This is a genomic window from Kutzneria kofuensis (genome assembly GCF_014203355.1).
Lineage (GTDB): Bacteria > Actinomycetota > Actinomycetes > Mycobacteriales > Pseudonocardiaceae > Kutzneria > Kutzneria kofuensis.
In genome coordinates, this window is record NZ_JACHIR010000001.1 from 5,144,773 (window position 1) to 5,157,504 (window position 12,732).

General features: G+C 71.1%; 12 protein-coding genes. 4 read left to right on the forward strand and 8 right to left on the reverse strand.

Going from position 1 to position 12,732, the window contains the following annotated elements; translation table 11 throughout:
* Nucleotides 1–80: 80 nt before the first annotated feature.
* The 5 genes from BJ998_RS24040 to BJ998_RS24060 are packed head-to-tail and all read right to left on the reverse strand — an operon-like array spanning nt 81 to nt 4,235.
* Nucleotides 81–956, reverse strand: a complete 876-nt coding sequence (locus tag BJ998_RS24040; protein WP_184865051.1) for a hypothetical protein — start codon at nt 954–956, stop codon at nt 81–83.
* A complete protein-coding gene (locus tag BJ998_RS24045) occupies nt 956–2,284 on the reverse strand; it encodes an ATP-binding cassette domain-containing protein (RefSeq protein WP_184865052.1) in 1,329 nt (442 codons plus the stop codon). The genes BJ998_RS24040 and BJ998_RS24045 overlap by 1 nt, the downstream gene beginning before the upstream one ends.
* A 38-nt stretch (nt 2,285–2,322) precedes the next feature.
* Nucleotides 2,323–3,189: an HAD family hydrolase gene (locus BJ998_RS24050; RefSeq protein WP_184865053.1), complete on the reverse strand. Its 867-nt coding sequence runs from the start codon at nt 3,187–3,189 to the stop codon at nt 2,323–2,325.
* Nucleotides 3,190–3,210: 21 nt separating this feature from the next.
* Nucleotides 3,211–4,044 carry a hypothetical protein gene (locus BJ998_RS24055; protein ID WP_184865054.1) on the reverse strand — a complete coding sequence of 278 codons (834 nt, stop codon included), beginning with the start codon at nt 4,042–4,044 and terminating at the stop codon, nt 3,211–3,213.
* Complete coding sequence (locus tag BJ998_RS24060) at nt 4,041–4,235, reverse strand: hypothetical protein (protein WP_184865055.1); 195 nt, start codon at nt 4,233–4,235, stop codon at nt 4,041–4,043. Before BJ998_RS24060 ends, BJ998_RS24055 begins: the two co-directional genes overlap by 4 nt.
* 385 nt (nt 4,236–4,620) lie before the next feature.
* Between BJ998_RS24060 and BJ998_RS24065 the strand changes: the two genes are divergently transcribed.
* Genes BJ998_RS24065 through BJ998_RS24075 form a run of 3 tightly spaced genes read left to right on the forward strand, consistent with a single transcriptional unit; the run spans nt 4,621 to nt 8,121 of the window.
* A complete protein-coding gene (locus BJ998_RS24065; protein WP_184865056.1) occupies nt 4,621–5,784 on the forward strand; it encodes a nucleotide disphospho-sugar-binding domain-containing protein in 1,164 nt (387 codons plus the stop codon).
* 4 nt (nt 5,785–5,788) lie between these two features.
* Nucleotides 5,789–6,940: a nucleotide disphospho-sugar-binding domain-containing protein gene (locus tag BJ998_RS24070; RefSeq protein WP_184865057.1), complete on the forward strand. Its 1,152-nt coding sequence runs from the start codon at nt 5,789–5,791 to the stop codon at nt 6,938–6,940.
* 41 nt (nt 6,941–6,981) lie between these two features.
* A complete protein-coding gene (locus BJ998_RS24075) occupies nt 6,982–8,121 on the forward strand; it encodes a glycosyltransferase (protein WP_184865058.1) in 1,140 nt (379 codons plus the stop codon).
* A gap of 90 nt (nt 8,122–8,211) precedes the next feature.
* Here the strand turns inward: BJ998_RS24075 and BJ998_RS24080 are convergent, their stop codons facing one another.
* The 3 genes from BJ998_RS24080 to BJ998_RS24090 all read right to left on the reverse strand — a co-directional run bounded on the left by BJ998_RS24080 (nt 8,212) and on the right by BJ998_RS24090 (nt 11,686).
* Nucleotides 8,212–9,807 carry a S53 family peptidase gene (locus tag BJ998_RS24080; protein ID WP_184865060.1) on the reverse strand — a complete coding sequence of 532 codons (1,596 nt, stop codon included), beginning with the start codon at nt 9,805–9,807 and terminating at the stop codon, nt 8,212–8,214.
* Nucleotides 9,808–9,982: 175 nt separating this feature from the next.
* Nucleotides 9,983–11,101, reverse strand: a complete 1,119-nt coding sequence (gene ald / locus BJ998_RS24085) for an alanine dehydrogenase (RefSeq protein ID WP_184865062.1) — start codon at nt 11,099–11,101, stop codon at nt 9,983–9,985.
* 144 nt (nt 11,102–11,245) lie between these two features.
* Nucleotides 11,246–11,686 (reverse strand): hypothetical protein, encoded by a 441-nt coding sequence (locus BJ998_RS24090; RefSeq protein ID WP_184865064.1) that lies wholly within the window; start codon nt 11,684–11,686, stop codon nt 11,246–11,248.
* Nucleotides 11,687–11,803: 117 nt separating this feature from the next.
* On the opposite strand from BJ998_RS24090, the gene BJ998_RS24095 reads away from it, so the two are divergent.
* The gene (locus BJ998_RS24095) at nt 11,804–12,730 is read left to right on the forward strand and encodes a GlxA family transcriptional regulator (protein ID WP_184865066.1); all 927 of its coding nucleotides are present in this window, start codon (nt 11,804–11,806) and stop codon (nt 12,728–12,730) included.
* The last annotated feature ends 2 nt before the right edge of the window (nt 12,731–12,732 follow it).

The following is a 12,732-nucleotide window of genomic DNA, read 5'->3' on the forward strand; positions in this document are numbered from 1 at the left end:
TATTTTGGGTTACCTGAGTGGCTCAGGTGGCGCTCAAGCGAAAATGAGCCACTCAGGTGCCCCCAAAAGGGGTGGCTACCTCAGGTGATGTCGCGGGTTTTGCTCATCAGCCAGCCGCCGACCGCGAACACGGCCGTCCAGGCGGCGAAGATCAGGCCGCTGATCCACCAGTCGAAGGCGCCGCGGGCGCCGGCGGCCGCCCGGATGAGGTCCGAGAACAGCTCCTGGGCCTCGCCGGTCATCAGCCCGCCGATGTTGGGCACCTGGGCGACCACCAGCTGCGAGGCCACCGAGCCGGTGAGGCCGTCGGCGGAGCCGTTGATCAGGATGCCGGGCCAGTTGTACGGCAGCAGCGAGCCGATCAGGTTCTCCACCAGCAGCGTGTACAGCAGCAGCGAGATGATCGACGCGATGGGGCTGCCGAACAGGGCCCCGACGCCCATGCCGAGCAGCGTCCACAGCATGCACGAGACGATCCCGGACGCGGCGATCTCCAGCCAGCTGACGGCGTCGGGCAGCTGCTCGGGCCGCGACGCGATGGCCATGCCGATGCTGGCCACGCCGGAGATGACCACACCGAAGCCGAGTCCCCAGACGGCGTACGTGATCAGCTTGGCCGACAGCAGGCTGCCGCGGTTGGGCGCGGTCAGGTAGCTGGTGGTGATGGTCCGCCGGTTGATCTCGCTGGACAGCGCCAGCGCCCCGAACACGATGGGGAAGATGGCGCTGATGTTGACGGTCCGCGCGAAGATCAGCGTGGACCAGGGCAGCCGGTTGAAGTCCAGCCGCAGCTGGGTGACGATGACGTTGCTGTTGACCTGGTCGAGCACGGCGCCGATCAGGGCGTTGCCGGCGATGCTCCACAGCGCGGCCAGCGCCACGGTGGGAATCAGCAGCGCCCACCACATCTTGGTGGTGAGGATCTTGCGGAACTCGGCGGAGACGAGCCGGCCCATCAGGCGTTACCTCCCCAACCGCCACCCGGCGGCTGCTCCGGCGGCGGGGCCGCCTGCTGCTGGTCCTGCGGCGGCGCATAGGGCTGGCCGCCGTACTGCTGCTGGCCGGGCGGTGGCGCGTAGGAGGCGTACTGCTGGCCGGTCTGCTGCTGGTACTGCTGAGGATCGACGGGCGGCGCGTACCCCTGCGGCGGCGTGCCTTGGGGCGGCGCATAACCCTGCGGCGGCGCATAGCCCTGGGGCGGCGTGCCCTGCGGGGGGTAGCCCTGCGGCTGCTGGTACTGCTGCGGGTCGACCGGCGGCGCGTAGCCCTGCGGGGGCGTGCCCTGCGGCGGGGCGGCGAAGCCCTGCGACGGCGGTCCGTAGCCGCCACCGGGCGGCGGGCCCCAGCCCGGCGGGGCACCGTAGCCGGGCTGCTGGCCGGTGTACTGCCCCTGCGTCAGCCGGAAGAACAGCTGCTCAAGGTCGACGGTCTCCTGCTGGATGTCGTACAGCGCGATGCCGGCGGCCATGGCCAGGTCGGCGACGGTCTTCCGGTCCACGCCGGTGATCGCGAGCCGCCCGTCCTGCGTCTGCTCGATGGCGTTGACGCCGGCCTCCTGCAGCTTGACCACCAGCGCCTGCGGGTCGGCGGCCTGCACGAGCACCCGGCTCTGCTGCGACTGCCGCAGGTAGTCCAGCGACCCGTAGTACACGGTCTGCCCGCGGCTGATGATCACGACCTGGTCCACGGTCTGCTCGACCTCGGCCAGCAGGTGGCTGGAGATCAGCACGGTGCGGCCGGTGCGGGCGAAGGACTGCAGGAACGCCCGCAGCCAGGCGATGCCCTCCGGGTCGAGGCCGTTGGCGGGCTCGTCGAGCACCAGCACCTGCGGGTCGCCGAGCAGCGCGGTGGCCAGCGCCAGCCGCTGCTTCATGCCGAGCGAGAACCCGCCGGCGGCGCGCCGACCGGCCTCGGACAGCCCGACGAGTTCCAGCACCTGATCGGCGCGCTGGTCCGGCACGCCCATCGCGGCGGCGTACACGCGGAGGTGGTTGCGCGCCGAGCGGGTCGGGTGGAAGCCCTGCGCCTCCAGCACGGCGCCGACGACCCGGCCCGGGTTGCCCAGCTGGTCGAACGGCAGGCCGTTGATGGTGGACGTGCCGGCGGTCGGCCGGACCAGGCCCAGCAGCATGCGCAGGGTGGTGGTCTTGCCGGCCCCGTTCGGACCGAGGAAGCCGGTGACCGAGCCCGGTTCCACGGTGAAACTGAGGTTGTTGACCGCGATGATCGGGCCGAACTGCTTGCTCAGGCCCTGCACCACGATGCGGCCACTGCCGTCGTGCACGTGTTCCTCCCGGTGCCGGTGCGTGCCCTGGTCATACCCTATTCGCCGGCTTCGCGCCGTCGGATCGCGAGCTGATCCAGCAGATATGTGACGACGCTGTCATCGTCGTTGGTTCCCGTCACGACCGACGCGGTCGCCCGGACTTCCGGCTGGGCGTTGGCCGGCGCGATCCGGCGGTCGGCGACGGCGAACATCGGCAGGTCGTTCACGTGGTCGCCGCACACGGTGATCTCGCCGTCCAGGTCCAGCCGCTGCCGCAGCTCCAGGATGGCCGCGCCCTTGGTGGCCAGCGGGCTCTGCAGCACGACCTCGGACCAGCCCGGGCTGTACGAGTTCAGCGCCGCCCACACCCGCGCGCCGTCGCCGACGGCGGCCTGCACGGCCGCGGCGACACCCGGGGCGTCGTCGTCCGGCACGTACGAGCACAGCATGACGACCTGTTCCCGGTCGGCGACCGTGCGCAGGTCGGCCGTCTCGGTCAGCCGTGGGTCCCGGTACCGGAGCTTCTCGCCGATGAACCAGCCGGCTCCGGGGTTGAGGTCCACGCTGAAGTGCACCCGGTCCCGGGAACCGTCCCAGCTGGTGACGATCGGGTCGCCGAGCAGGTCGATGGCCTTGCCGGCGGTCGCCGGGTCCAGCGCGTTGGTGACGAGGTGCTCGCCGGTGCGCAGGTCGGAGATGTACGCCCCGTTGTGCTCGATCACCGGCAGCCGCAGGTCGACGCCGGGCAGCATCGGCCGCATCGCGGCGGTGCTGCGCGCACTGGCCACGGTCAGCGCGACGCCGGCCGCGACGAGGCGGTTCAGCCCGTCGCGGGCGGCGTCGGACAGGGAAGTGTCGGATCGCAGCAGCGTCCCGTCGAGGTCGCAGACGAGCAGATGTCCCGGTGACGTCAGCCAGCTCACCGGTCCCATCCTGCCCGCCGGCTAGTTCGCGGCCGGCGACCCCTGCCAGTAGTCCTCGAGCACCCGGCGCATCTCCTCGGTCTCCGCGTCGGGCTCGCCGAGCAGCTCGAACCGGGGCGGCACCACCTCGGACACCATGGTGTCCTCCAGCGGCTCGGTCGGCGGCGCGGCCGGTTCCGGCTCCGGCGGCGGCGCGGGCAGCACGCCGCCGAACGCGCCGATCGGGTCCAGGCTGGCCAGCGCCGGGGTGTCCGGCCGGTCCGCGTACTCGCTGGGCGCGGGCCAGGTCGGGTCGTCCACGATGGCGAACGGGCCGGAGCTGGCGATCGCCGGCGGCGGCGGGCTGACCGGCGTGATCGGCGTGTAGCTCGGCGCCGGGGGCAGGGCGGCCCGCAGCACCGGCAGTTCCACCGTCATCTCGGACGGCACCTCGGGCGGGATCACGGTGGTGCGCCGCATTTCCGACGGCAGCGGCCGGGTGCGCACGCCCTGCACGGCGGTGCCGTCGGCCTGCTTGCTGTGCCGGCCGTTGCGCCGGAACAGACCACGCAGCCCGCGACGCTGCTGCCGCGGTTCCGGCGTGGTGCCGCCGCCGATCAGGTGCTGGTGCGCGAGCAGCCACACCTTGCACGGCCAGCGCCGCTTGCGCAGCCGGCCGGGGCAGGCGCGGCAGCGGCCGTCCTCGTCGGCGGTGTGCACCTCCAGCAGCAGCCGCCAGCCGTCGGCCAGCCGCTGCAGCTCGGCGCGGGCCAGCGGGGCCAGGGTGCCGCCCGCGTTGGTCTGCTCGGCGGCCTGGTCCAGCGCGGCCAGTCGGCGCAGCACGGCCCGCCGCATCCCGTCGTCGACGGCGCTCATTCGCTCAACCCCAGATCGCCGGCGGCGCGGTCGAGGGCGTGGTGCAGCCGCCGGGTCTGCTGCGGGGACAGCACGGCGGTCTGACCGGGCGGCGCGACCAGCACCACACGGCCGTGCTCCACGAGCACCGTCATGGACCGGTCCCGGCCGAACGGGTCGAGGCAGTCCACCCACCAACGGGGTTCACTCATCAGGCATCTCCGTCAGGCTCCACGGCGTGCCACACCGGAGCGCGCAGGGCTGGCGGCACACACCCGTCTCACATCGGCCGATCGGGCCAGCTCACACAGTCCGCGAGGCAGGGTTTCACCCGTTTGCACGCCTGTTCACCCGTTCGAGTGGCGGCACACAAGATTTTTTCGACGGATCTCGCCCAAACATGAGGCAAATCGGGGTCGGAGACCCTAAGCTGTTGTTGGCGGCCCGCTCCCAGTGACCCCCAGGCTGGTTGAGCGGGCCGCTCTTTACTGTCCAGGGTCCGTGGCCCGGCTCACTCCCGCAACCTCCTCGACGTGACCTTCCCTTGCCCGCTAAATTGTGGGTAGTTCCCATCTCTTTCATTGTGGGGGGTTCCTGATGAGGGTTCTGGTCACGGCCTCGCCCGGCCTCGGGCACATGCTGCCGATGGTGCCGATCTCGTGGGCGCTGCGCGCCGCCGGCCACGAGGTGCTGCTGGCCATGGCCGGCCGCAGCGCCGAGCACGTGCCGATGCTCGCCGCGTCCGGCCTGCACGTCGTGCAGACGTGCGGGCACGAGCAGTTCGTGCGGCTGATGAACGCCGCCCGCGGCTCGATGGACGTCAAGGCGTGGCAGCAGAAGATCAAGGAGGCGTCCCGGTCCGGCGAGTTCGACCGGCTCACCTCGGTCGCGATCGGGCTGTTCGTCCCGCAGTCCGACGCGGTCGCGGACGCCGTCGTCGACATCGCCGACAACTGGCGGCCCGACCTGGTGCTGCACTCGCCGATGGAGGGCGCCGGCCCGCTCGCCGCCGCCAAGCTCGGCGTGCCCGCGGTCGAGCAGTCGTTCGGCCTGTTCAACCCGGTGAACCGGGTGCTGATGATGGCCGAGGCGCTGGCCGACGCCTACCGCCGGCACGGCGTCGACGGCCCGCCCGAGCGGCGCGGCCTGCTCAACGTGTCACCGCCGAGCATGGGCATGCCGGACACCGGCTGGTCGATGCGGTACGTCCCGTACAACGGTGGTGACCAGCTGCCGGACTGGCTGCTGCGCACGCCGGACCGGCCGCGGGTGGTCGTCACGCTGGGCACAGTGCTGCCCGGCTTCCAGGGACTCGGGCCGCTGCAGTGGCTGGCCGACGTGGCTGGCGGCATCGACGCCGAGTTCGTGGTCACGCTCGACGGCGCCGACGCGGAGCAGCTCGGCACGCTGCCGGCCAACGTGCGGCCGGTGGCGTACACGCCGCTGACCGCGCTGCTGGCCACCAGCACCGCGGTGGTCCACCACGGCGGCTCCGGCTCCACCATGACCTCGCTGGCCATGGGCCTGCCGCAGCTGGTCGTGCCGCAGGGTGCGGACCAGTACAACAACGCTTACGAGGTCGCCAAGCGCGGCGTCGGCTTCGAGGTCGACACCGACGTGCGGTCGGTCGATGCGGACGACCTGACCCGACTGCTGACCGACGCCTCGCTGGCCGCCGCGGCCGCGGAGGTCAAGGCCGAGATCGCCGGTCAGCCGGCGCCGGCCGCTCTCGTTTCCCGACTCGTCGAACTGGTGGGCTGAATCCATGCGCGTGCTCGTCACTGCTCTGGCCGGACACGGCCACCTCTTCCCGCTCGTCACGACCTCGTGGGCGCTGCGCGCCGCCGGCCACGAGGTGCTGTTCGCCAGCGCCGGCGACCTCACCGCGCTCAAGGGCACCGGCCTGCACTCCTATGACGTGGCGCCGGGCCTGGACATGCGGTCGCTGCTCGGCGACGACGCCGGCGAGGCGTTCCGCAGCTCCACCAGCGGCCGCCAGCTCGGCACCGACCCGTCGGACATGCGCGACCACCCGGCGTTCCGGCTGTTCAACGGCCTGGCCGAGGGCATGGTGGACGGCCTGGTCGGGCTGGCCCGGGACTGGCGGCCGGACGTCGTCGTCTACGAGGCGATGAACGTCATCGGCCTGCTCGCGGCGGACGCCGCCGGGGCCAAGGCGGTGTCGCACTCGATCGGCGTCGCCCACAACAAGGACGTGCTGGCCATGTTCGCCGGCATGCAGCGGGACATCTTCAAGCGCTACGGCGTCGACGAGATCCCCGACCCGGACGTGCACCTGGACGTCGCGCCGCCGAGCATGAAGGAGGCGCCGGACGGCTGGCTGATGCGGTACGTGCCGTACAACGGCGGCGGGCAGCTGCCGGGCTGGTTGACCGCCCGGCCGGAGCGGTCGCGGATCACCGTCACGCTGGGCACGGTGGCGCCGATGCTGACCGGTATCGGGCCGGTGCAGCGGATCGTCGCGGCGGCGGAGAAGATCGACGCCGAGTTCGTGATCGCGATCGGCGGCAACGTCGACACGTCGTCGCTGAGCGACCTGCCGGACAACGTGCGGCTGGCCGGCTACGTGCCGCTCGGCCCGCTGCTGGCGACCAGCGCCGGGGTCGTCCACCACGGCGGCGCGGGCACCACGCTGACCGCGCTGGACGCGGGCGTGCCGCAGATCGTGGTGCCGCAGGGCGCGGACGGCCCGATCAACGCCGCCGCGGTGGCCGCCGCCGGCACCGGCCTCAACGTGACCGACGAGGAGCTGGACACCCAGCTGATCGAGCGGCTGCTCACCGAGGAGTCGCTGCGGGTCAACGCGGAGCGGATCCGGGCCGAGATGCACGCCATGCCGTCGCCGGCCGAGATCGCCGATCGGCTCACTAAGAATTTCGGTGGACAAGTTTCTTAGTAGCAGAGTTAAATGGTCGGCACAGGGAGGGAGCAACAGCCATGCGCATTCTGATCACCACGTCCCCGGGTCTGGGGCACATCCTGCCGACCATCTCGTTCGCGCACGCGGCCCGGGCCGCCGGCCACGACGTGCTCTACGCGACCGGCGGCTACGTGGGCGCGGTGTCCGACGCGGGCCTGCAGGTGGTGGACGCGTCGCCGGGGACGAACTACATGGAGATCTTCTCCGCCGCCGGGGCGACGATGGGCCAGCAGATGCAGGCCGCGCGGGGCGACCTGCGCAGGACCGTCGAGATCGCGCTGGAGATGTTCGCCAAGGTGTCCGAGCCGACGCTGGAGACCGTAGCCCGGGTCGCCGACAAGTGGCAGCCGGACGTCGTGCTGCACACGCCGCTGCAGGCCGCGGGGCAGTTGGCGGCCGGCAAGCTCGGCGTGCCGCTGGTGATGCTGGAACTCGCCATGGGTCGCAGCCGCGGCTTCGACGACATGGGCGACATCACCTACCGCGAGCTGCGCGAGTACTTCGAGCGGCACGGCGTGGCCGAGGCGCCGCGGCCGGCCGTCAAGCTCAGCGTCACGCCGCCGAGCGTGCGGGGGCCGGAGCGGTCCGACAGCGAGTGGCTGATGCGGTACGTGCCGTACAACGGCGGCGCCGTGATGCCGGAGTGGCTGCTGGACAAGCCGGACCGCCGCCGCGTGCTGATCACGCTCGGCACCGTCGTGCCGCACGCCGGGCTCGGCGGGATCGAGCCGATCGTCGCGGCCGCGAGCAAGGTCGACGCGGAGTTCGTGCTCGCGCTCGGGGACGTGGATCTCACGTCGCTGGGCGAGTTGCCGGGCAACGTCCGGGCGGTCGACTACCTGCCGCTCGGCGCGCTGCTGTCCTCCTGCGACGCGGCGATCCACCACGGCGGCGCCGGCACCACGATGACCACAGTGGACGCCGGCATCCCGCAGATCGTCGTGCCGCACGGCGCGGACCAGTTCGTCAACGCCGACACTGTGCAGGCCAGCGGCATCGGGCAGCGCGCGGAGGTCGGCGACGTCGACGTGGAGATGATCGAGCGGCTGCTCGACGACGAGGACTGGCGGACCAACGCGCTGCGGATGCGGGACGAGGTCCGCGCGATGCCGTCCCCGGTCGACGTCGTGGCCCGGCTGGCCGGATACATCGGCTGACCCTCCGCTGTCAACCCCTTGAAGTTCGGAACGGACCATTCCTCAACTCCGAGTTGAGGAATGGTCCGTTCCGAACAGTGAGGCGGTTGGTCAGCCCTTCAGGGCGGCGGCTAGCTTGGCGCCGTCGTAGGAGCCCCAGCCGGTGACCTGGTCGTAGCCCTGACCGGCCTTGAAGGTGCCGTTGCTGCCGGACGTCACGTCGTGGAAGCCGGTGCCCTTCAGGCCGTACAGCGCCTGGTTGGCGGCGCCGAGCTTGGCGCCGTACAGCGCGGCGAAGCCGGCCCACATCGGGGCGGCGCAGCTGGTGCCGCCGTAGACCTGCCAGCTGCCGCCGGAGTAGATGGCGTAGCCGCTGTTCGGGTCGGCATCCGAGGACACGTCGGGAACCGTGCGCTTGCCGTTCGAGCCGGCCTGCCAGCTGGGGGCGTCGAACACCGTCGAGGTGCCGCCGCCGGAGCCGTTCCACGCCGACTCGGAGCCGTAGCCGTTGCCGCTCACGGACAGGTGCGTGCCGCCGACACCGGTCACGTTCGGGTCGGACGCCGGAAAGTCGACCGCGTCCACGCCGGACCCGGTCTGGCTGCGGGTGCAGTCCCGCGAGCCGTCGTCACCGGAGGCGGCGAAGAAGCTGATGCCCTCGGCGGTCGCCTGCTTGATCCCGTTGCTGGTGCCGGTGATCGCCGCCTGGGTGGTGTCCGGCTCGCACGAGCCCCAGGAGATCGACACCACCGACACCTTGTTGTCGCTGGCGATCTGGTTGGCCATGTCGACCTCGCCCTGGTCGCTGTTGGGCGCCTCGTACACGTAGGTCGACGCGGCCGGGGCCATCGCGTGCACGATCTCGATGTCCAGCTCGACCTCGCCCTGCCCGTCGCCGGGGCTGGCGTCGTAGTTGGCGCCGTCCACCGACACGGTCTGCGGGGCCGACGAGCTCAGGCTGAACTGCTTGTCGTACGCGGCGATGTTGGACGCCTGGTAGCCGTCGAACTCCCACAGCGCGACCGACTGGCCGGAACCGGTGCCGAGCGAGCCGGTGTCGTACGCGCCGCGCAGCTGGGTCGGGTTGTAGCCGGAGGGCGCGGCCGCCTTCTTCTGCGACACCGAGTTCTTGTGCTTGACGGCGTGGTTGTCCAGGCCGACGACGCCCTGCACGGCGGCGGCGATGTTGGCCGGCAGCTTGGGCGCGGAATCGTTGGCGAAGAAGTCACGGTGCTGCGCGGTGTCGGTGTAGCGGCCCAGCGAGGTGGCGAACGCCCGCTGCAGCTGCGACGCGGTGCCACTGGCCGTGACGACCTGGCGGTTCTCGCTGACCTTCGTCACGGCGAGGCCCTGCCCGCGCAGGTAGCTGGACACGCTGTCCACTGTGGACTGGGTCGGCGCGAACCGGTCGTTGAACTGGGCCGGCGTGATGAACTTACCGTGCTCCGGCGAGCGAGGGTTGCTCACGTCGGCGATCAGTTTGTCCAGTTCGCTGCTGTTGCGCAGTTTGAGTGCGACCGACACGGACATCTTGGTGTCGGCGTCGACCGCGCCGTCGCGCTGGCTGTGCGCGAGCGCGGGGGAAACGTTTCCGGGAACGGAAACCAGCGGCTGGGTCTGCGCTGCGGCGGTCCCGGCCATGGCCGCCGCGGCCAGTAGCGGCAGGGGCGCCGCGGCGAGCGCGAGTGCGCGGAAGCGTCGTGACATGTGGTGACTCCTTGGTGCGAGGCAGGGTTCGTGCCCAAGTGACCACTGACCGTAGACGCGTAACACTTCGAGGGGAACCAACGATATGAGGGTTTCTTTCAACAGTCCATCAACAGACGACAGGCCGGCCGCGCTGTGCGCACGGCCGGCCTGTTCTGGGAATGCTGAGCTGCGCTCAGAAGGTGATGACTTCGCTCAGCGGGGTGTGCGGGAGCCCGTGCGCCACCGCGACGGGCTCGTTGACCAGCTTGCCGTCGTGCACGTTGAGGCCCAGCGCCAGCGCCTTGTCGTCGCGCAGCGCCTGCTGCCAGCCCTTGTCCGCCAGCGCGACCGCGTACGGCAGGGTCACGTTGGTCAGCGCGTAGGTGGAGGTGTTCGGCACCGCGCCCGGCATGTTGGCCACGCAGTAGAACACCGAGTTGTGCACCTTGTAGGTCGGGTCGTCGTGCGTGGTCGGCCGCGAGTCCTCGAAGCAGCCGCCCTGGTCGATGGAGATGTCGACCAGAACCGAGCCCGGCTTCATCCGCGACACCAGCTCGTTGCTGACCAGCTTCGGCGCCTTCGCGCCGGCCACCAGCACCGCGCCGATCACCAGGTCGGCCTCCAGCACGGCCTGCTCCAGCGCGTAGCGGTTGGAGGTGACGGTGCGGATCCGGCCGTGGAACTCGCGGTCGATCTGGCGCAGCCGGTCCACGTTGGTGTCCAGGATCTCCACGTCGGAGCCCATGCCGGCGGCGATGGTCGCCGCGTTCACGCCGGCCACGCCGCCGCCGATCACCACGACGCGGGCCGGGCGGACGCCGGGCACGCCGCCGGGCAGCACGCCGCGGCCGCCGGAGGGGCGCATCAGGGAGTAGGCGCCGACCTGCGCGGACAGCCGGCCCGCGACCTCGGACATCGGGGCCAGCAGCGGCAGCGCGCCGTTCGCGGTCTGCACGGTCTCGTACGCGATCGCGGTGTTGCCGGACGCGATGAGCGCGTCGGTGAGCGGGCGGTCGGCGGCCAGGTGCAGGTAGGTGAACAGGGTCTGGCCGGCGCGCAGCTTGGCGTACTCGGGCGCGATCGGCTCCTTGACCTTGAGCACCAGCTCGCCCTCGGCCCACACGTCGTCGGCGGTGGCCAGCACCTTGGCGCCGGCGGCGAGGTAGTCCTCGTCCGGGATGGAGGAGCCGACACCGGCCCCGGCCTGCACGAACACGTCGTGGCCACGGGTGACCAGCTCGTGCGCGCCGGCCGGGGTCAGCGCGACGCGGTACTCGTGGTTCTTGATCTCGCGGGGGACGGCGATCCGCACGATGTTCGATCCTTTCCGGGCGCACGGCTGGTGTGTTGCTTTCCACGGTGGGCTACCCCAACCGGGGTGTCATCGTGCGCCCGGAAGCATCGAACGGCCGTCCCGTTGTGCTCGGGGAACAACCGGTACTGAGGTCTAGACCTCTCAGCTGTCCAGTGTCGAGCCCGGGCGGAAGATCATCACGACCGTGACGGCGGCCCAGAGCAGGTTGAAGACGCCCGTGTACATCGCCAGCTGGGCGGTCGGCGTCGGCGTGCCGTCCAGCACGCGCTGCTGGTACGGCAGCACCAGCAGGCCCAGCACCAGCGCCGCGACGCCGGTCAGCACGATCGAGACGATGATCCAGAGATTGCCGGTGACGTGCATGATGCCGGCGGTGGCGAAGCCGAACACCGGCACCGCGATCGAGACCAGCGCGTAGACCTTGCAGATCCGGTTGAGCAGCCGCAGCGTCGCCCTGTCCTCGTCGTTTCCGCTGGCCAGGGCCTTGCGGGCGAGCGGAGGGAACATGCTCGCGGCCACCGCGACCGGGCCGATGGCGACGATCACGGCGAGGATGTGGATGGTGAGCAGGATCTTGGTCACGGCGGTGCCTTTCTGACGAGCGCCCGGTCAGCGCTCATTCAGCCTCATCATTCGCCTGCTGAGACAGTGGCTGGATCGCCAGGCTTCAACGGATTCCCGCCAGCTACCGTGGTCGGCATGCACACCGTCGCCGTGCTGGCCCTGCCTGGTGTCATCCCGTTCGACCTGGCCACGCCCATCGAGGTGTTCCAGCGGACCCCCGGCTACCAGGTCCGGGTCTGCGGTTGCGAGCCGGAGATCGACGCCGGCCTGTTCACGCTGCGTGCCCCGTGGGGCCTGGAGGCGCTCGGTTCGGCGGACACGATCATCCTGCCCGGCTGCTCGGGGTTCGACGTGCCGGTCGAGGTGGTTTCCGCCTTGCGGGAGGCGGCTTCGCGCGGCGCCCGGCTTGCGTCCATCTGCTCCGGGGCGTTCATCCTCGCCGCGACGGGGTTGTTGGACGGCCTGCGCGCCACCACACATTGGGCCGGCGCGGCCGAGCTGGCCTCGCGATACCCGCTGATCGACGTGGATCCCGATGTCCTGTACGTCGACAACGGCCAGTTCCTCACCTCGGCCGGCGCCGCCGCCGGGCTCGACCTGTGCCTGCACCTCATCCGCCGCGACCACGGTTCCGCCGTCGCCGCCGACGCCGCGCGGCTTTCCGTGATGCCGCTGGAACGTGAGGGCGGTCAGGCGCAGTTCATCGTGCACGACCTGCCGCCCGTGCCGCGCGGGACCGAGTTGGAGAAGTTGTTGGCGTGGATGGAGGAGAACTCCGTTCGGGAGCTCACTCTGGACGAGATCGCCGCGCAGGCCGGCATGAGCACCCGGACCCTGAACCGCCGCTTCCGTGAACAGACCGGCACTTCGCCGTTGCGCTGGCTGCACCGGGCTCGGGTCCGCCGCGCGCAGCATCTGTTGGAGGCCACGGACGAACCCGTGGAGCGGATCGCCGTGCGGACCGGATTCGGCTCCCCGACGGCGTTTCGTGAGCACTTCAAGCGGATCGTCGGAACCAGCCCGCAGGCCTACCGGGCTGCTTTCACGCCCACCTCCGGCTGACC